The 20,934-nt window shown below is 33.9% G+C and carries 15 protein-coding genes and 3 tRNA genes; 11 read left to right on the top strand and 7 right to left on the bottom strand.

Translation table 11 applies throughout. The annotated features are described in order from the left end of the window. The first annotated feature begins 302 nt into the window (after positions 1-302). The 6 genes from APR43_RS12915 (at position 303) to APR43_RS12890 (ending at position 10,172) form a co-directional block, all read left to right on the top strand. Positions 303-3,500: a SusC/RagA family TonB-linked outer membrane protein gene (locus APR43_RS12915; RefSeq protein WP_053473840.1), complete on the top strand. Its 3,198-nt coding sequence runs from the start codon at positions 303-305 to the stop codon at positions 3,498-3,500. Between the two features lie 12 nt (positions 3,501-3,512). Next, positions 3,513-5,111: a RagB/SusD family nutrient uptake outer membrane protein gene (locus APR43_RS12910; RefSeq protein WP_053473841.1), complete on the top strand. Its 1,599-nt coding sequence runs from the start codon at positions 3,513-3,515 to the stop codon at positions 5,109-5,111. Positions 5,112-5,128: 17 nt separating this feature from the next. Further along, positions 5,129-6,187 carry a hypothetical protein gene (locus APR43_RS12905; protein WP_053473842.1) on the top strand — a complete coding sequence of 353 codons (1,059 nt, stop codon included), beginning with the start codon at positions 5,129-5,131 and terminating at the stop codon, positions 6,185-6,187. Between the two features lie 89 nt (positions 6,188-6,276). Continuing rightward, positions 6,277-7,509, top strand: coding sequence for a glycoside hydrolase family 27 protein (locus APR43_RS12900; RefSeq protein WP_053473843.1), 1,233 nt, complete (start codon positions 6,277-6,279; stop codon positions 7,507-7,509). An 11-nt stretch (positions 7,510-7,520) separates the two neighbouring features. Beyond that, entirely contained in the window at positions 7,521-8,486 is a 966-nt protein-coding gene (locus tag APR43_RS12895) for a glycoside hydrolase family 5 protein (RefSeq protein WP_082356478.1), read from the top strand. Between the two features lie 594 nt (positions 8,487-9,080). Further along, positions 9,081-10,172 carry an outer membrane beta-barrel protein gene (locus APR43_RS12890; RefSeq protein WP_053473844.1) on the top strand — a complete coding sequence of 364 codons (1,092 nt, stop codon included), beginning with the start codon at positions 9,081-9,083 and terminating at the stop codon, positions 10,170-10,172. 416 nt (positions 10,173-10,588) lie between these two features. Here the strand turns inward: APR43_RS12890 and APR43_RS12885 are convergent, their stop codons facing one another. The 5 genes from APR43_RS12885 to APR43_RS12865 all read right to left on the bottom strand — a co-directional run bounded on the left by APR43_RS12885 (position 10,589) and on the right by APR43_RS12865 (position 16,141). Beyond that, a complete protein-coding gene (locus APR43_RS12885) occupies positions 10,589-11,494 on the bottom strand; it encodes an N-acetylmuramoyl-L-alanine amidase (protein WP_053473845.1) in 906 nt (301 codons plus the stop codon). Positions 11,495-11,527: 33 nt separating this feature from the next. After that, positions 11,528-12,082 (bottom strand): hypothetical protein, encoded by a 555-nt coding sequence (locus tag APR43_RS12880; protein WP_053473846.1) that lies wholly within the window; start codon positions 12,080-12,082, stop codon positions 11,528-11,530. 42 nt (positions 12,083-12,124) lie between these two features. Continuing rightward, positions 12,125-13,435 (bottom strand): 30S ribosomal protein S12 methylthiotransferase RimO, encoded by a 1,311-nt coding sequence (rimO, locus tag APR43_RS12875; RefSeq protein ID WP_053473847.1) that lies wholly within the window; start codon positions 13,433-13,435, stop codon positions 12,125-12,127. A gap of 163 nt (positions 13,436-13,598) precedes the next feature. Beyond that, on the bottom strand, positions 13,599-15,119 hold the full coding sequence (locus tag APR43_RS12870; protein ID WP_053473848.1) for an OmpP1/FadL family transporter: 1,521 nt from the start codon (positions 15,117-15,119) through the stop codon (positions 13,599-13,601). Positions 15,120-15,169: 50 nt separating this feature from the next. Continuing rightward, entirely contained in the window at positions 15,170-16,141 is a 972-nt protein-coding gene (locus tag APR43_RS12865; protein ID WP_053473849.1) for a hypothetical protein, read from the bottom strand. A 101-nt stretch (positions 16,142-16,242) separates the two neighbouring features. On the opposite strand from APR43_RS12865, the gene proS reads away from it, so the two are divergent. The 5 genes from proS to rpsT all read left to right on the top strand — a co-directional run bounded on the left by proS (position 16,243) and on the right by rpsT (position 18,506). After that, entirely contained in the window at positions 16,243-17,721 is a 1,479-nt protein-coding gene (proS, locus tag APR43_RS12860) for a proline--tRNA ligase (RefSeq protein WP_053473850.1), read from the top strand. A gap of 78 nt (positions 17,722-17,799) precedes the next feature. After that, positions 17,800-17,871, top strand: a tRNA-Glu gene (locus APR43_RS12855). Between the two features lie 41 nt (positions 17,872-17,912). Continuing rightward, positions 17,913-17,984: transfer RNA gene (locus APR43_RS12850), tRNA-Glu, on the top strand. 44 nt (positions 17,985-18,028) lie between these two features. Then, a tRNA-Glu gene (locus APR43_RS12845) sits at positions 18,029-18,100 on the top strand. 154 nt (positions 18,101-18,254) lie between these two features. Continuing rightward, positions 18,255-18,506, top strand: coding sequence for a 30S ribosomal protein S20 (gene rpsT / locus APR43_RS12840; protein ID WP_053473851.1), 252 nt, complete (start codon positions 18,255-18,257; stop codon positions 18,504-18,506). Positions 18,507-18,735: 229 nt separating this feature from the next. Here rpsT and APR43_RS12835 read toward each other — a convergent pair whose 3' ends face one another. Beyond that, positions 18,736-19,146, bottom strand: coding sequence for a response regulator (locus tag APR43_RS12835; RefSeq protein WP_053473852.1), 411 nt, complete (start codon positions 19,144-19,146; stop codon positions 18,736-18,738). 6 nt (positions 19,147-19,152) lie between these two features. Continuing rightward, on the bottom strand, positions 19,153-20,808 hold the full coding sequence (locus APR43_RS12830) for a PAS domain-containing protein (protein WP_235992075.1): 1,656 nt from the start codon (positions 20,806-20,808) through the stop codon (positions 19,153-19,155). Between the last annotated feature and the right edge of the window lie 126 nt (positions 20,809-20,934).

The raw sequence follows: 20,934 nt of genomic DNA, 5'->3' as shown, positions 1-20,934 counted from the left end.
TTTTTTGCACAAATAAATATTATTTTTAACGAAAACGTTTGATTTTTACGATTTCGTTAACTTTTCTTTATAATTTGTGGTTGTTAAGGGTTGCTTCATTGCGAATAATTCAATATTTATATGGTTTTATTTTATTATGTGTTTTTTTAAGGAGATATAGTAAAAATATTATCATTAAATGATGTAATACTATCGATTTGATAATCTCATCTGTTATAGATTTGTTAAATAATTTCGAAGTAAAAGATACCCTTACTGCTGAATTATGAATTGAACAAATTTAAACTAACCAAACACTTATTATGAAAAAACTAATGACTAACTTTATTCATTGGAAGGCTAACCACAGAGCGGTTCCTCTGATTTTATTTTTGTTACTGACAAGTAATTATATTGCTGCTCAGGTTAAAGTATCGGGAACGGTATCTGATGAAAAAGGTTTATCGATTCCTGGTGCCAATATTTCGATAGCAGGATCAAAGACAACAACTTCAACTGATTTTGACGGAAAATATTCTATTGATGTTCCTGCAAATGGAACTTTAGTATATTCTTTTATTGGATTTAATACGCAAAGAGTTTCAGTTGATGGTAAAAAAACAATCAATGTAATTTTAAAATCAAGTGCTGAAGACTTAAAAGATGTCGTTGTAATTGGTTACGGAACACAAAAGAGAAAAGATGTAAACAGTGCTATTTCCAGTATTAGTTCAAAAGATATTGAAAACCTAAAAGTTGCTTCGTTTGATCAAATGATGCAGGGTAAAGCAGCGGGGGTTGTTGTAAATAGTAACTCTGGTGAGCCGGGAAGTAACGTTTCGGTAAGAATTAGAGGGGTTTCATCTTTAACAGGAACAAACGAACCTTTATATGTAATTGATGGTGTGCCAATTTCGGGAGATGCAAGAAACTCATCAACTTCTGGAAGAAATGCTCAGGGAAATTCTAACTTTTCTAATAATGGTAATATCACGCAAAGCCCTTTAGCGCTAATTAATCCAAGTGATATTGAATCTATTGATATTTTAAAAGATGCTTCGGCAACAGCTATTTACGGTTCTCGTGGTGCAAATGGTGTTGTAATTGTAACTACAAAATCTGGTAAAAAAGGTACTGGTAAATTATCTTTCGAGAATTCTTATACTATAAGTAACCTGCCAAAGAAACTTCATTCAATGAATTTGCAGCAATATGCGGCGCATCAAAATGCTTTATCTTCAGTTTATGATCCAACTTCTTACAGACCGGAATTTGCTCATCCTGAACTTTTAGGAAAAGGTACTGACTGGCAGGATGCTATTTATGAAACTGGATTTATGAGTTCTAACCAGCTTTCTTTTTCAGGTGGTAAAGAAGGAGTGAATTATTACATTTCTGGAGGAGTTTTAAATCAGGAAGGTATTGTTATCGAATCAGGATTTAAAAGATACAATTTTAGAGCAAACATTGATGCTAAAGTTAATTCGTTTATAAAAGTTGGGGTTAATGTAAGCGGTGCAATTACTGATGAAAAATTAACGCTAAACGGACAGTTTAACGGAGTTGTGGCGACTTCATTATTAGCAACTCCGGATGTTGCGGTTAGAGAACTTTCGGGAGCTTTTGCCGGCCCGCCTGCTGGTGGAGCAACATCATTTGTTAATCCGGTTGCGACTTCTTTATTAGGATCAAATACTTTGGTTAGAAAAAATTACTCAGGAAATTTCTATACTCAGGTTGATATCGTAAAAGGTTTGGATTATCGTTTTGAAGCGGGTGGTTATATCTATGACAATTTAGGAGAAAGATTTGACCCAATGTATTCTTTAGGAAATGCGGTAAAAAGCTTTGCTAATTTATATCACAATCCTTCTACGGGTAATTCATGGAACTTAAAAAACATGCTTACTTACAGAAACACTATTGGCAGACATAATTTTACGATTCTTGCAGTTCAGGAGTCAAACAGAGCACATTGGGAAGGATATACAATAACAGGTTATGGTTATAAAGATAATAACGATAAATCATTAGCGGCTTCTGATTTATCAAAAGCGGTTACAAGCGGAGTTTACTCAGGAACTCAGACTTTGGCTTCTTATTTAGGAAGGGTGGTTTATGATTTTGGTGATAAATACAGTGTTACCGGAGCAGTTAGAACAGATGGATCTTCTAAATTTTTCGTAGGAAATAAATGGGGTGTTTTTAGTTCTGCGAGCGGTTCATGGAAACTTTCTCATGAGGATTTTATGGAAAGTACCAGAAAATATGTTGATAATATAAAATTAAGAGTGGGATGGGGACAAACTGGTAATAACCAGATTGGTAATAATCTATACGATTCTAACCTGCATTTAATTAATAGTACAATGGGAACGTCTTACCTGCCATCAAATACAGCTAATAAAGATTTGAAATGGGAAACTCAGGAGCAGACCAACTTAGGATTAGATTTCACTATGTTTGATTCTAAACTTTCTGCAACGATCGATGTGTATCAAAAAGTTTCTAAAGATTTCTTGTATCAGGTTCCTTTGCCAAACTTCCTTTCTGGAGGCGGTGATTATGAAGGTGGTGTAAATCCTCCATCTTTTAACCTTGGAAGTATGAAAAACAGAGGTATTGAGGTTACACTTAATTATACACAGCAATTCACGCCAAACTTTTCATGGAATGCAAGTGCAAACTTTACAAAATATGAAAATGAAGTTACGAATATGGCGGGCTTAAACATTGTAAAAACAATGGGAACATTGGCTTATAATACGGTAACGGTATCAAGGACTCAGGAAGGTTTACCAATAGGTTCATTTATAGGTTATCAAGCAACAGGAATTTACAGAACAGACGAGGATTTATTGACTTACGGACACGAAACTGCTGGAGGAACAAAAGTTGTATTAAAAAACGGAACCAATTCATTATTGCCAAACTTTGTAAAAGGAGATGTTATTTATAAAGATCAAAATAACGATGGTATTATTGATACTAAAGATTTAGTTACGATTGGAAATCCAAATCCAAAATTCACTTACGGATTTACAAACAACTTTAAATACAAAAATGTTGATTTGTCTATTTTCCTTCAGGGAACTGCCGGAAACAAACTGATGAATTTAACTCGTATGTCTGGTACTTTGAATAGTAATTTAGGAACTAATTATTTAACAGATGCTGCTGATTTTTATTCTGCAGATAATTTAGATGCTTCACTGCCTAGACCTTCTGCTTACAATGATATCAACAATGCAGTTTCTTCAAGAATTATCGAAGACGGTTCTTACTTAAGAATTCAGAATGTAACTTTAGGATATTCACTTCCTTCTGACATCATCTCAAAAATAAAATTGACAAGATTGAGAGTTTACGCTTCTGGACAAAACTTATACACTTTTACCAAATATAAAGGATACGATCCTGAAGTTGGTTCTTATAATCAGGATGCATTATTATCTGGTGTTGATAATGGTCGTTATCCTGTGCCTAGACAAATATCTTTTGGTTTTAATGTTGAATTTTAATACGAAATTAATATGAAAAATATAATAAAAAGAGGTGGTGCCGTAGCTTTGACACTACTGATGTTAATATCTTCTTCTTGCTCTCAGGACTTTTTAGATGTGCCTGCAGAAGGAGTGCCAACAATAGGAAACTATTACGATTCTGATGTAAAACTGGATAATGCTAGTAACGGACTTTACGGAATTGTTTGGTTTAATATGAACAAGGAAGGTTTTTATGGTATTACAGATGTTATTTCTGGTAATATGTATGCGGGACCTTATAATGAGTTTGGTAAATTTACAGACTTGAGTTTTACTAATTCACAATCTTTTATTGGTGATTCATGGAGATCTTGTTTTGGAGCTGTTGCAAATTGTAACACCTATATAGGTTTACTGCCTCAAAGTGTTGGGCCGGATGTAAGCAGTGAAGCGTTAAACAATGCTTTAGGTGAAATGCATTTTATCAGAGCTTTTTCATATTTCTTTTTGGTAAGATTATGGGGAAATGTGCCTATTATTGAAAACAATGCCGATTATTCTAAGAATTTTGTGATTCCAAGTAATCCTGTAGCAGACGTTTACACTTTTATAGAGAACGATTTGAAATTTGCAATTGCTAATTTAAGATCTAAAAACAGAGGTTCTGATTATGCTTCAAATGCACACGTTTCGAGTGGTTCTGCAAAAGCATTATTGGCAAAAGTATATTTGTATCAAAAGAAATATGAATTAGCAAGAGCCATGGCCCAGGAAGTAATCAACAGCGGAGAATTTAAATTATTAGGCGGAGATGAACTTCCAACAAAATCTTTTGCTGACTTATGGCTTCAAAAAAATAATAATAATGAAGAGTCTATCTTTTCATGGCAATGGACTGGTGCAGGAACGTACTTTGAAGGAAACTTTTCAAACACATTATTTGCTCCAGAGAACAGATTAGTAGAAACTTCCTATTCAGGACAAATTGCACCGTCTCAGGATTTAATTCATAATGTTTATGAGCCGGGCGATAAAAGAAGAGCAGAAACATTTATGCTTCCTGGAGATTATTATCCAAACTTAACATATGCACAAACACTTGCAGTAGATTCTCCAAAACTTTTAGGATATACTTTTGAAGAAGAAAACGAAGCTCAGAATTCTGGAGCTGGTTTGAAAAAATATGTAATAGGAAAAGAAAATTTACCAATTACAGGGCCATTTAACGCACCATTTAATGGAGAAAGCAGCATGAACAGTTATATGATGCGTTATGCTGAATTATTGTTGATTCATGCCGAAGCTATTTTAGGTTCTCAAACCGGAAGCACTTCTGATCCTGCAGCTTTAAAATCATTCAACGCAGTTCGTAAAAGAGCAGGTCTTCCAATAAAAGCTTCTATTTCATTTGATGATATTTTTAAAGAAAGACGTGCAGAATTAGCTTGCGAAGGAGATTATTACTTTGATTTAGGACGTTTGCCATTTGCAAAAGCAAAAGCAATTTTAGAAGCTCAAAACAGAGGAGATAAAGAAACGCCAAAACACATTACAATTTCGGCAACAAATCTTTTACTGCCTTATCCGGCAGATGATTTAATTAAAAATCCAAAATTAACAGAAGTAGCACCGTATACTTTTAAATAATTTTTAAAAATAAAAATATGAAAAATATAAAAATTGTTTCGTTAGCAGCATGCATGGCATGGATGTTATCTTTAATGCTTTTTACTTCATGCTCAAGTGATGACAGCAGCGCTGAGGCTTCTACTGGTGCGCCTATAATAGAGTCTGTTATGCCTTCTGGTTATAATGCAGATGGAACCCTTAAACCTTTAACTCCGGTAACATTAGTAGATCCAAAAAACTATTATGTAATTCACGGAAAAGGATTGCTTACCACAAAAAAAGTATACTTTAATGATTTCGATACTTATTTCAGACCAACATTTGTAACAGATACAGATATCATTATATTGGTTGATGAAGATACGCCTTATGCGAATGCTTCTAATCAGTTAAAAGTGGTTACAGATAGAGGAACTGTTGTTTATAATTTGACAGTTGCGCCTCCGGTACCTACATTTAGTGGTTTTAATTCTATCAATTGTGCAGAGGGTGATCAGGTAATAATAAAAGGTAAATATTTCTTAAATCCTGTAGTTACTTTGGCAGAAACAGCAACACAGCCTGCAGTTCCTGTTACCGTAGTATCTTCAACTTTAGAGCAAATCGTAGTTAAAATCCCGGCAAATGCAAATCACAGATATCTTTCTGTTGCCAATATATCCGGAGCAGCCGTATCAAAAGAAGCGATAGGAACAGCCTTGTATGATGATATATTATATGGTATGCAATGGGGAGGCCCATGGGCAGGCAAAGGTGTTAATTTTGCTTATGACAAAGATTCTTATCAAGGCGAAAAATCATGGCAGTGGGAATTTGGTCAATGGGATGGAGGAAACTGGGGCTTCAATGTCGATTTAACTCCATATAAAGCATTACGTATTGCTATAAAAGGAACAAAAACCGGACGCGTTAATTTTAGTGTAAATGGCGGTGTAAATTATGTTTTACCTGTTACAAGTACATGGGTTTATCTTGAAATTCCTTTTAGCGATTTAGGAAACCCTACAAGTCTTACTATGCTTACCTTCCAGGAATCAAATAATGACGGCGGTAATACGGTATTATTTGATGATATAGGATTCGTATTAAAATAAATAAATTACCGAGTTGAGTTAGTTTAAGATATTCCCTAATTGAAAAGTTAGGGAATATCTTTTTATAATGTCTTTTTAAATTTTATAAAATGAAGAAAATTATTTTAGGATTAGCTTTATGTGTTTCTTTTTTTGGCTTCAGCCAGGGAAATACACATACACAAGCAGCAGGAAAATTTGAAGGTTTAGCCATGACACCGCCAATGGGCTGGAATTCGTGGAATACATTTGCAACAAACATTGACGAAAAATTAGTAAAAGAAACAGCGGATATAATGGTTTCATCCGGATTGGCAGCGGCAGGTTACAATTATATTGTATTAGATGACGGCTGGATGACGAGAGAACGTGATGCAAATGGAGATTTAGTTCCAGATCCCGTTAAATTTCCAAGCGGAATGAAAGCGCTGATTGATTATGTACACAGCAAAGGCTTAAAATTTGGCTTATATAATTGTGCCGGAACGCAAACCTGCGCCGGATATCCGGGAACTCGTGGTTACGAATATCAGGATGCCCGTTTTTATGCTAAATTAGGAATCGACTTTTTAAAATACGATTGGTGTAACACTAAAGGAATAACTGCGCCAGAAGCGTATACAACCATGAGTAATGCATTAAAAACGGCTGGAAGACCAATTGTTTTCAGTCTTTGCGAATGGGGCGATAATCAGCCGTGGGACTGGGGAAAACCTGTTGGAAATCTTTGGAGAATTTCGGGAGATATTTATCCTTGTTTTGACTGCGAATTCAAACATCCTGAAAATTGGTCGTCTTGGGGATTTATGAAAATCGCCGAAATGCGAAAAGACATTCGTAAATATTCCGGCCCTGATCATTGGAATGATTTTGATATGATGGAAGTTGGAAACGAAATGAACGATACCGAAGATAAATCGCATTTTGCTATGTGGTGTATGCTTTCGTCGCCATTATTTACAGGAAACGATTATAGAAAAATGTCTAAAGAAACGCTGGCGATTTTAACCAATAAAGAATTAATCGCCGTAAATCAGGATAAATTAGGAATTCAGGGTTTCAAACATTCAGCAGAAGATGGTTTAGAAGTTTGGGTTAAACCTCTATCAGACGGAAATTGGGCCGTCACTTTTTTAAACAGAAGTGAGGTTTCTAAAAAAATTAATTTCGATTGGAAAAAGAATGCAATAAAAGATGTAGATTTCGGCTATGAAGCTGATTTTAATAAAACTACATTCAAATTAAAGAATCTTTGGACAAATAAAGATTCAGGAAATACGAAAAAGAATTTTACAGCAGAATTAGCTTCACATGATTGCATAACATTAAAATTGTCTCTTTAAAATTTAAATTTATGATGAGGTTTAAAAAATTAACTACGATTTTATTCTTATTAGTATGCTGCTTAGCACAAGCACAATTTGTGAAAAAACATGGTCAATTAAGTCTTCAGGGAACTCAATTAGTAGATAAAAACAATGAACCCATTGTTTTGCGAGGATTAAGTTTCGGGTGGCATAGTATGTGGCCGAGATTTTATAACGAAAAAGCTGTAAGCTGGCTAAAAAAAGATTTCAATTGCAATGTTGTACGTGCCGCAATGGGAATCGAACTTGGAGATTACTCTTATACTAATGATCCTCAGTTTTCAAAAGAAAAAATAGAAGCCGTAATTAATGGTGCCATAAAATCTGATATCTATGTAATTATCGATTGGCACAGTCATAATGTTAATTTAAAACAAGCAAAAGCATTTTTTGCAGAAATGTCTCAAAAGTACTCCAAGTATCCTAATATAATATATGAGATATTTAACGAACCCGATTATGAAACCTGGTGGGAAGTAAAAACCTACGCCGAAGAAGTAATAAGCGTGATTAGAGAAAATGACCCCAACAATATTATATTAGTAGGATCACCGCATTGGGATCAGGATGTTGACCTTCCGGCAGAAGATCCAATTTTAGGATACAATAATATAATGTATACCATGCACTTTTATGCCGCAACGCACGGGAAAGAATTAAGAGACCGTACAGATCAGGCATTAAAAAGAGGTATTCCTATTTTTATCTCTGAATCTGCCGGGATGGAAGCTTCTGGCGACGGACCTTTAAATCTAAGAGCATGGCAGGAATATATTGACTGGATGGAATCAAAAAAGTTAAGCTGGATTACATGGTCAGTTTCAGATAAAGATGAAACTTGTTCCATTTTACAAAAAACGGCAAAATCTGATGGAAAGTGGAAAGATGAAGATTTAAAAGAATCCGGAATTAAGGTTCGTGAATTTTTAAGAAAATATAATACGCAAGAATAAAAAAACTCTTTTATATAATAAGGAAGCCTGTTCAAATTTGAACAGGCTTTTTTTGTTTTATGAACCATTTTTTGAGTCTTGAATTACATCTTCAATAGTTGTTTTTAGTGATTTATTTTTGTAGGAATTTTTCATTAAGCTTTGATGTTGTTGGTTTTTGGAAGATTAATGTCTTTATTTTTAGTTTTATGTTTTATTTTTAAATGTACCCCTAAAAAAATATGGGGTAATACTTTTTAAAAGTATTTTTAAGATGATTTTAAGTCTTTTTTTAGTATATTAATTTAGTTTAACCCTTGTTTTTTGGTTTAAAACATGAAAAATGTGTTGTTGAATTTTCAAAAACAAAACGCTATAAATGTCAAATAACGATTATTGGCAGTTTAATTTTTGTAATCCATAATTCTTCGCTATAAAAGCCAAAAAAGTACTTTCCAATTATTCTACTCATACAAAAGTTAATAAATTCGCTAATGAAAATGAAGAGGTTTTAGGGGGAGATTCAAGGTTTTAAAAAATGACTTATACTATTAAATAGATATATAAACGATTAACTAACCAAAATCAAATTAATAACTAAAAACCAATTAACACATGAAAAAAGTATTTTACATTTTAGCTGCCACTTTAACGAGTTCTTTTGCTTTTGCACAAGAGGATGAAAAAGCAACTTCACCAGCAACTACATGGGGAGGGTCTGCGGACGCTTACTATAAATATGATTTTTCTAAACAAATGAACGGATTAACGAGCTTTACCAACTCTCAGGATTCGTTTGAATTAGGAATGGCTTCGATTGAAGCAAGTCATACTTTCGGAAAAGCTTCTGTTTTTGTAGACTTAGGTTTCGGAAAAAGAGCAGGAGAATTCTCATACAATGAAACAACAGATAAAGATATAAACGCTAAATTTTTAATTAAACAATTATATTTCACTTACCAAATTACAGAAGAATTTAAAGTTGTTGCCGGTAGTTTTGGTACACACATAGGTTATGAAGTATTAGATGCCGTAGACAATAAAAACTACAGTATGTCTTATGCTTTCTCTTATGGGCCATTCTTTAATACTGGGGTTAAAGCACAATATACAGCTGGTAAATTCACTGCTATGTTTGGTATAACTAACCCAACAGATTTTAAATCGGCAATGGATGCTGGTTCTACACAAAAAACGTATATCGGACAAGTAGGTTTTGTGGGTGATACAGGAAGTGCTTATTTAAACTTTACATCAGGAAGTACAAATCCAATTCCTGGAAGTACAATACCAGTATCAAACGAAAATAAAACTCAGTTCGATTTGACTGCTTCTAAAACAATAAGCGACAGTTTCGGACTTGGATTTAATGCAACTTACGCTAAAACGAAACATGATTTCGATAGTACTTTAGATGGAGAGTGGTTCTCATTAGTGGGATATGCAAATTATTCATTCAGTCCGTCTTTGCTTTTAGCATACAGAGTTGAATATTTTGATGCAAAAGATGCTGCTCCAAGTTTAGGAACATTAACTGGATCTAATGTATTTGCAAACACAGTTTCATTAAACTATAAAGTTGGAAAACTAACAATAATTCCTGAGTTAAGATACGATGCTGCTTCTGAAGATATTTTCTTAGACAGCGATGCTGTTCCAACAGGAGGATCATTCTTCGCCTTACTTGCTACAACATACTCTTTCTAGAGATAAAGATTGATATTTTTTTTTTTTTTTGGAGCTGTCGAAACATACTAATGTTTTGGCAGCTTTTTTATTAGATTTTATTTGCCACAGATTAAAAGGATTAAAAGGATTTTTTTTCTGCCACGAATTTCACGAATTTTCACGAATTAAATTTTGCTTAATTTTTTTATATCATTACACAAAGTATCGTTAATGAAATTTCTTAACAGAAACCTTGAAATTCATTTCTTGCATACAGTTTACACCACAAATAATTAGTGAAAATTCGTGAAATTCGTGGCAAAAAAAACACCAACCCAAAGAGTAAAAAATCTTTTTAATCTTTTTAATCTGTGGCAAAACTTAAATTACCAGCATAAAAAAAGCGCATTTCTAAACCTTTAGAAATGCGCTTTTTATGTCTTTTAAAAAACTATTTATTGCAGTTGTTTTTTGTATATAGAATATATCGTATCAATTGTTTTGCGGTCAAGCGTTGCAGTTGCATCTGTTTGAATATAATGCAGTTTAAAAGCCTGAATAGCTGCAGAAAGATTCTTTGTATTATAACCAATAATTCTCAATGCAGGTTCGATTTTAAAGTCGAACGGCGCTTCTTCGAGAACTTCGTCTGGCCAGATTCCAAAACCTTTTTCTGCTAATGTTTTCCACGGAAATAAAGCACTAGGATCTTGTTTTCTTCCCGGAGCAATATCAGCATGACCTAAAAAGTTTTGAGTTGGAATATTGTAATCCTTTTTAAGTTTTGTCAATAATGCCACTAAACTGTTGATTTGAGCCTCTGTAAAAGGTTTAAAACCATTATTGTCTAATTCAATTCCTATAGAAGAAGAATTTAAATCAGTATTTTTCCCCCAGGTTGATGCTCCCGCATGCCACGCTCTTAAATAATCGTTCAGCATTTGAACCACTTTTCCATTCTCAGAAATCACATAATGAGCACTAACCTGAGTTTTAGTTTTAGTAAAAGTGTTTATAGTCTGCTGAACAGAATCCTGAGCAGTATGATGAATGATAACAAAACTTGGTTTTCTTAAATTGAAATTTACAGTTCCAATCCATTCTGTGCTAATGCCATTCAATAAAGCAGTTGAACCTGTTTTAGACAATGTATCTTTTATAATACCCAATTGCGAAGCATAAGTAGTATCAATAATCAACGGACTTACTGGAGGAATTGTTTGTGCTTCTTTGCTTGTAATTTGATTCTCTAAGGTCTTTAATTGCTGGTCATAAGCTTTTTCAGTATGCTTATATGGATTTGTTGAGCAAGAAGTAATGATAATTGCTAAAAACAAATAACAAAAATGTTTTTTTGCCATGGTTGGTTACATTTTTTAATAGAATTAGAACAATTATTCCTGAACTTTTTCAGCTGGTTTTTCTTCTTCCTTATTATCTTTTGAATCTTTATCTTTTTTCTTTTTTGATTTTGACTTTTTAATTTCTTTAAAGTCAGCCATAAAGTTTTTGTACTTCTCGATTTGATCAGGATTTAAAAAAGCAGTTATTTTTTTGTCCATGCTTTCTTTTAGAGCTTTTAACTGCTCCATTTTCTCGTCCTGGCTGCTGCTTTCATTTTTTATAAGAATTCCTTGTTCTCTCAAACTTTCAGAAAAAACATTTGTAATCGCAATTACCTGGAGTTCATCAAGATTTACAACAGGTTTCATTTGTTCAACGATCTTACCGGCAGTTTCCTCAACAGGTATTTCTTTAGGTTTGCTGGTATTGCCTTGCGGACCTCCCATCATGCTTCTGTCCATGCCCATTCCGCCGCCTCTTCCGTAACCGCCGCCACCATAGCCATTGCCGTAACCATTACCATATCCGTTTCCGTATTGAGCCGAAGCAAAATTGAAACAGAATAATGTAAAAACTAATAGAATTAAGTTTTGAGTAGCTTTCATAAAGTTGTTTTGTCTAAGGTTAGCACTAGTTTTACGGTAAATTTAAGCAGGTTCTCCGTATAAATCAAATTCTGTTGCTTCAATTATCTTGATATTAACAAATTCGCCTGTTTTTACGTAATGTTTAGATGCATCTATTAAAACTTCGTTATCAACATCCGGACTGTCAAACTCCGTTCTTCCCACAAAATGTGCACCTTCTTTTCTGTCAATAATACATCTAAAAACTTGTCCAACTTTCTCTTGGTTCAAATCCCATGAAATCTGCGATTGTAATTCCATGATTTCATTCGCTCTTGCTTGTTTTACATCATCCGGAACATTATCCTCTAATAAATAAGCATGCGTATTTTCTTCATGAGAATAAGCAAAACAACCCATTCTGTCAAACTTCATTTCCTGAACAAAATCTTTTAAGATTTCGAAATCTTCCTGCGTTTCACCAGGATATCCAACAATTAAAGTCGTTCTAATTGCCATTCCGGGAACAGCAGCACGAAAATCTTTTAATAATTGTGTTGTTTTAGCCTGAGTTGTACCGCGACGCATCGATTTCAAAATTGAATCTGAAATATGCTGCAACGGAATATCAATATAATTACAAATCTTAGGTTCGCGTTTCATTAATTCCAAAACATCCATTGGGAAACCAGTAGGATAAGCATAATGCAGACGAATCCACTCAATTCCTTCAACAGCTGCCAGAGCTTCTAACAATTCTGCCAGATTTCTCTTTTTATAAAGATCTAAACCGTAATACGTTAAATCCTGAGCAATCAATATTAATTCTTTAACGCCATTTTTAGCTAAACCTTGTGCTTCCTTAACTAATTTTTCAATTGGCTGCGAAACGTGAGAACCACGCATTAACGGAATTGCACAAAAACTGCAAGGTCTGTCACAGCCTTCGGCGATTTTTAGGTAAGCATAATTTTTAGGAGTTGTAGTTAATCTTTCCCCTAATAATTCATGTTTATAATCAGCTCCTAAAGCTTTCAATAATTGAGGTAATTCAGTAGTACCAAAATATTGATCAACATTTGGGATTTCTTTTTCTAAATCAGGTCTGTAACGCTCAGATAAACATCCGGTTACAAAAACTTTATCAACTAATCCCTTATCTTTTTTGTCTGCATATTCCAAAATCATGTTTACTGATTCCGCTTTCGCATTATCAATAAAACCACAAGTGTTAATTACAATAATGTTTCCTTCATCTTTAGTTGCCTCATGAGTTACTTCTTTTCCGTTTGCACGAAGCTGACCCATAAGTACTTCACTATCATATACATTTTTTGAACACCCAAGAGTGATTACGTTAATTTTGTTCTTTTTTAAAGACTTGGTTCTCATACTTTTATAAATTGGAGTGCAAAATTACACTTTTTTATTCAAACACCGCTTGTTTCGGTTTCTTTTAGGTGTTTTTTATGAAGGGATTCTTAATGTTTTGTGGTAAAAAAAATCCGCCAAGTAAAAACCTGACGGAAATTTCCATTCATCTATTTAATTTTAATTACAATTCAAATAATAAAGTCAAAGAAACATTATTCAGTGTTGAGTTAATTTTTGCTCCGTCAGTAAATCCTTGAGAAAAGAATCCTTGATTAGATTTTCTTTCTGCATACGCATAAGCCAAGTCTAGTTTAGTTGCTCCAAAGTTGTACCCTAAACCTGCAGAAAAACTGTTTAAGTCTCCAACTGTAGTTCCGTTTTTATAAGGACTTCCTTCAAAACGATATCCTCCTCTAAGGCTTAACTGTTTTATTTTAAATTCAGCTCCAACCCTTAATTCTCCATTAGTGGTTAATTGATCGCTTATGTAGCCATTTGTAGTTCTAAAATCTGGATCATTTGTTGGTTTAAATTTTGCATTACTGTAGTCTTTGATAGAGTAGTCAACACTAATTAAACCTGATTTACCAAATATGTAAGCTCCACTAAAAGTAAATTTTCCCGGAGTTTGTAAAGTGTAAGGTTCATAAACGTTTATGGTATTAGGATTTAAATTATAAAAATTCTGTACCCCGCCTGTAGCCTCTGTGGTAGTATAAACGCTTTGAGATAATTCATCGTATAATTCGTACCAAGTATTTGATTCGTATGCTAATCCAAGTCTAAAAGCTTCAGTAACCTTAGCGATTGCTCCTAGTTGAAAAGAGAATCCGTTACCATAAGTATATAATTCATTGTTGAATGTTACATCAGAAATAGTTGGTGTTCCGGTAAGGGGAGCGTTATTGAACTCATAAAAACTACTTGATCTTCTGTAATCAGTTACATGTACATTTAAGTTTGCACCGAAATAAATACGATCATTATATGATGTTGCAATGTTGAAGCTTACTTTACTATTGTAGCCTCTTTCGTAAATATTATTTTCCTGATAATAACTTTGCCCAGGTTGTAATCCTGGTACATTACTTGTGTACTGCGTGTTTTCGTCGTCATTCGGATTTACAGGTAGTATAATTTTTCCATTAACTCCAAATCCGGTTTGCTGTTCATAGTAAAATTGATCAGCGTATGGAATTTTCGTTGCATCACCTAAAGCAGTTCCATTTGCATACGATAAGAAATAATTAGCTATAGAATTATTAGGGTTTCTTCCCGCAGAGAAAGTATTGTTGTTAAAATTATTTGTGTTCTCATAGCTGGCTCCAATTGCAATTTTATTCCATCCTTTATTGTTGGGATTTCTGTCTTTGAAAACAAAAACTCCGCCAGCCTGATTTAGTATGAAAGAATTGTCTTTGTCTTGGGTTTCCCCATCGTTAAAATATTTCGAGCCATTATTAATGTTTTGATTGCTCAAAGTGATTCCAACTTGATTGTTGTTGAAAATTGCAGATCCCGCCGGATTCACTGTTGTAGCAGATAAATCACCGCCCACAGCTCCAAAAGCACCACTCATTGCTCTAAATCTTGCAGTTCCGGTTATGTTATCTTGTGAATATCTTAAAGCATCAGAAACATCCTGAGAGTGTGAGACGCTGACAGTTAGTCCTGTAATTAAAAGGAATAATATTTTTTTCATTTGGGTAGATTTTTAAATATATAAACTAGATGTGGAAAAGAAGGAAAATGTTACCTTCTTCCACCGCCGCCACCGCCGCCAGATGATCTCATGCTTCCGCCTCCGCCACTGTTCATTGAGCGTGATGGGCTAGGAGAGTAGGTTCTTGAAGTACTGCCATTGTTGCCATTGCTGTAACTTCTTGTGTTAGTAGTTGTGCCAGATCTTCTGTTAGAATAATCGTAGCTGTTACTTTGACCTTGAGAATAACTTCTTCTGTTTGTAAATGTTGGACTGCCAGAATTGTAAGTTCTTCCGTTTACAGCAGAGCTTCTTCTGTAATCAGAATAACCGTTAGATCTGTTAGTGTAGTTTCTGTTTGTTGTATAGCTTCCTCTGTTAGTATAGTTTCTGCTGTTTACAAAGTTTCTGTTTGTAGCATAACTTCTGTTTGAAGCATAGTTTCTGCCTCCGTAGTAAGCTGCAGATCCTCTTCTTCCATAGCTATATGAGTAGTTACCGTAGTAACCGCCGCCCCAGTATCCAGGATAGCCCCATCCAGGTCCCCAATATCCAGGGTATCCCCAAGCGTAACCAGGATATCCCCAGTAGCCGCCCCAATAACCGCCATATCCCCATCCGTATCCGTAATAAGGGTATCCCCATCCGAATCCGAATGACCATGTTGGGTCAGAATAAACGTTTACAGAAACATCTGAATTACTGCTTCCCCAAGCTGGGTAAGAAGCTACAGCAGCTGTTTGTGTACTGTCGCTTTCAGAATAATTACCATAATTGTCTACATCTGTAAAAATTTCTGTAGGCTGGTTGTCGTCTTGCAGAGACTTGAAGTAGTCTTTATATTGATTGTTTGTGTTTGTGGTATTTGTTTGAGCATATCTGTTGGTAGAATTACCATATACTCCATCATTATCATTATATGAAGTGTTTTGGTAAGAACCACAGGATACTGCTAGAAAACTCAGTAATCCAATTAAGTAAAAAGAACTTGAGTTTTGGCGGAGAGTAATATAAGTTTTCATATCTGTGGTGTTTTTTATTGTTGCACATTACAAAAATAGTTAGTTTTGTCAAACTATTTAGTTAAAATTATTAAAACAAAATTTGTGCCAAACTATATAATATGAGTAAGAACCTTACTACGCGATCAGAAGATTATTCTAAATGGTATAATGAGCTGGTTGTCAAAGCAGATTTAGCTGAAAATTCAGGAGTTAGAGGGTGTATGGTGATCAAACCATACGGATATGCAATTTGGGAAAAAATGCAGGCAGAGTTAGATAGAATGTTTAAAGAAACAGGACATCAAAATGCTTACTTTCCTTTATTTGTTCCTAAAAGCATGTTTGAAGCTGAGGAGAAGAATGCAGAAGGATTTGCAAAAGAGTGTGCTGTTGTAACACATTATAGATTAAAGAATGATCCGGATAAACCAGGGAAATTAATAGTTGATCCTAATGCAAAATTAGAAGAAGAACTTATTGTTCGCCCTACGAGTGAAGCAATTATCTGGTCTACATATAAAGGATGGGTTCAGTCTTATAGAGATTTACCTTTATTAATTAACCAATGGGCAAATGTGGTTCGTTGGGAAATGCGTACGCGTTTGTTTTTAAGAACTGCTGAATTTTTATGGCAGGAAGGACATACGGCTCATGCTACAAAAGCAGAAGCAATAGAAGAATCTGAAAAAATGATGAATGTATATGCTGATTTTGCAGAAAACTTCATGGCGATTCCGGTTATAAAAGGTTTTAAAACCGAAACAGAACGTTTTGCCGGTGCAGATGAAACGTATTGTATCGAAGCTTTAATGCAGGACGGGAAGGCGTTACAGGCTGGAACTTCTCACTTTTTAGGTCAGAACTTTGCAAAAGCTTTTGATGTAAAATTTGCTAACTCAGAAGGAAAACAAGAATATGTTTGGGGAACTTCTTGGGGAGTTTCTACCCGTTTGATGGGAGCTTTAGTAATGACACATTCTGATGATCAGGGATTAGTGCTTCCTCCAAACTTAGCACCAATACAAGTTGTGATTGTTCCTATTCATAAAACAGATGAGCAGCTGGCTGAAATTACGACAGCGGTTAATGAATTGACTGCGAAATTGAGAAAACTGAAAATTTCGGTTAAATATGATGACAGAACGACGCAAAAACCAGGATTCAAATTTGCTGAATGGGAATTAAAAGGTGTTCCTGTTAGAATTGCTGTTGGACCAAAAGATCTGGAAAACGGAACTTTTGAGGTGGCAAGACGCGATACATTAACAAAAGAAGTTGTTTCTGGAGACGGAATCGTAAATTATATTAATGACTTGTTAGAGCAAATTCAAACGGATTTATTTAATAAAGCATTAGACTATCGTAATACACATATTACAGAAGTAAATAGTTTTGAGGAATTTAAAGAAATTTTAGAAGGTAAAGGCGGCTTTGTTTCGGCTCATTGGGACGGAACTGCGGCAACCGAAGAAAAAATAAAAGATTTGACAAAAGCAACGATTCGCTGCATCCCTTTAGATGCTGTAGAAGAGGCGGGAACCTGTGTGTTTACTGGGAATCCTTCTTCAAAAAGAGTGCTTTTTGCTAAGGCTTATTAAAAATTTTTAATTTTTTTTACATCAGGTATTGTACATCTTAAAAATAGTTGTATTTTTGCATCCGCATTAGAGAAACACGGTCCGTTCGTCTATCGGTTAGGACGCCAGGTTTTCATCCTGGTAAGGGGGGTTCGATTCCCCCACGGACTACTTTTTTTTCTGCAAAATAAGTTATTATACTTGATGTTAATGGTCCGTTCGTCTATCGGTTAGGACGCCAGGTTTTCATCCTGGTAAGGGGGGTTCGATTCCCCCACGGACTACAATTTCAATTTTATTTAAATTGAAGAAAACTTAGAATGAAACTGGTCTGTTCGTCTAGGGGTTAGGACTCCAGGCTTTCGTCCTGGTAACAGGGGTTCGATTCCCTTACAGACTACAAAATTAGTTGTAAATAAGTTTTGTAAAATAAAAATTGGTGTCTCGGTTTTTGTTTTATTAGTTAAAACCAAAGTGATTGTTTTACAATTGTGGGAGGTTTTTCTTTTTTAACTAGTATTTATAATTATTATTACATCTAAAATTAAAAGAAAATGGCAAATCATAAGTCAGCATTAAAAAGAATCAGAAGTAACGAAAAAAGAAGAGTTCTTAACAGATATCAACACAAAACTACTCGTAATGCTATTAAAGCATTAAGAATAGCTACTGATAAAGCTGATGCAGCTGCAAAATTATCAACTGTAATCTCTATGATTGATAAATTAGCTAAAAAGAACATCATTCATGATAATAAAGCTTCTAACTTGAAGTCTAAATTAACTAAGCATGTTGCTAAATTGTAATTAATTACAATTTCCTAAATATACAAAAAGTCCTCTTTTAGAGGACTTTTTTTGTTTACACCATATTGAGAAATTCCAATGAAAAAAATCCAAATTCCAATCTGGAGTTTAATTTTTAAATAAGAAAAATCCAAATTTCAATACTTTTTTAAAGTTGAAATTTGGATTTTTTATATACTAGGTTTATTTTGTTTGGAATTTGGAATTTCAAATATTGGAATTTACTAATCTATGTGATTTTCTTTTTAAGATATTCAAGCATAGCCTGAGTAATAGGTTTTGAAAGAAAGTCTATTATAATAGGATATTTTTTTGCTTTCGCTAAATCATCGGGATCAATTGTAGAAGATAATACAATGACTTTTGCAGTGTTGAATTCGGCATAATCAGCAGAAGTAAAATGATCCAGAAACTCCCATCCTCCCATTACAGGCATATTTAAATCCAAAAAAATCAGTTCAGGTTTTTTGTTTACTTTATTCTTGTTGTTCGTGTATTTTAATGTGTTAAAATGGTGTAATGCTTCTTCGCCATTTTGAGCAGTAATAATTTCATGCGAAAATGAAGATTTTGAAATTACTTTTTTGCATAACATCAACGTAATTGGATCGTCGTCAATGCATAAAATTTGCTCAAGCATAATGTATTAATTTTTAAATGTTATAGTAAACGTGGTGCCTTTATTGACTTCACTATCAATACTAATTGTTCCTCCCATAGTTTCTACCTGAGATTTTACAAGATACAAACCTAATCCTTTACTGTCAGGATAATTATGAAATCTTTGATAAAGTCCAAAAACCTTGTCACGATTTCTTTCCAGATCAATTCCAATTCCGTTATCTTTAAAGGTTAAAATGGCATGATGATCTATTTGATCTGCTGTAATTGATATTTTTAATTTTCTGTTTTCAGATTTGTATTTTATAGAATTGGTAAGCAGATTCAATAAAATGCTCTCAATATAAGCTTTATTGGTAATTAAAAGCGGAACTCTGTCAAATTTTAATTTGATAATAGGCTTGTGTAATTCTATTTGGAAAGACAGCTGACTAAAAACATTCTCAAAAACTTCTTTTAAAGAAACCTCTTCTTTTTGCATGGAAGGGTTGTCTTTTATGATAATCACTTTTACTAAATCATTTATGGTTTCATTTAATAAATGAGTTGATTTTGTAAAACCAGCCAAAATTTCTTCCAGTTCTTCATTTTCGATTGGAATATCTTCAATAAGATTTAAAAGTCCGATTAAATTAGATAATGGCGCACGAAGGTTATGTGATGTTATATAAGAGAATTGTTTTAAGTCTTTATTATTTTGTGTAAGTTCTCTAATAAGATGCTCTTTTTCTGTTTCCAGTTTCTTTTCATCTGTAATATCTCTCTGGATTGAAATCCAGTGTGTGATTGCTCCTTCATTATTGAAAATAGGAATCATTGCAAAACGTACCCAATATTCTTCTTGAGTTTTGGTATATGTTATGGTCTCAATTACACATTCTTCCTCATCTTTTATAGCTCGCAAAAGTTTTTTTAATTCTTCCGAATCAGATTTTGGACCTTTGAATATATTGGTTGATTTCCCGATAATTTCATTAGACTGATAGCCGGACATTTGTGAAAATGCCGGATTTACGTAAACAATTTTCGGTATTTTGCGATCTTGTGAGTTGGCTTCGGTAATTAAAATTGAATCTTTAGATTGTGTAATTACGGTTTCTAAAAGTTTTAATCGCTGTTCTTCTTCTTTCTGTTTGGTAATATCCTGGATGGCCCCAATCATTCTAATGGCTCTTCCGTTTTCATCTTTTAGTAAAAAACCTCGGTCTAAAACATATTTATAAGTACCATCGGCACATCTAAATCGGTATTGATCCTGCCATTTTTCTGTTTTTTGTTCGATAAAAGAATATAATTTGATCGACATTCTAATACTGTCTTCAGGATGAATTTTATCAAACCACCATTTTGAAGTCTTTCCAACTTCTTCCGGATTATAGCCAAAAACGCTCTCAATTCCCTTGTTCCAATTTATGGTATCTTCCTGAATTTTCCAGTCCCAAATAGTGTCACTTGTCGCTTTTGCAACAATATCATATTTTTCGTTTGACTCTTTAATTTCCTCGTTTGTGCTTTTTAATTTCTGAAAAACAGAAATATTTTTAGTCTCATTTGTTGAGAGTATATATTTGAAAATGAATGCGGTAGATATTATAAAAAAGACGTCCTTTGCAAAAAAGAAGTAAGAGTATTTTGCTTCAAAAAAGTAGTCTATGAGTAAATTATGACAGACTATTGCCATAATTAGCGATATGATAACGTAAACGAGAGTAATTTGGAGAGTTTTACTTTTCATTACTCAAATATAGTTAAATTAACTATAATTAAACAATAACTAAAGTTCATTTTAGGGTGCAAATTAACACTA

Source organism: Flavobacterium sp. NLM (assembly GCF_002210235.1).
In the GTDB taxonomy this organism is placed as follows: Bacteria; Bacteroidota; Bacteroidia; order Flavobacteriales; family Flavobacteriaceae; genus Flavobacterium; species Flavobacterium panici.
The sequence above is the reverse complement of the archived record's forward strand: the minus strand, read 5'-3'. Positions and strand labels throughout refer to the sequence as shown.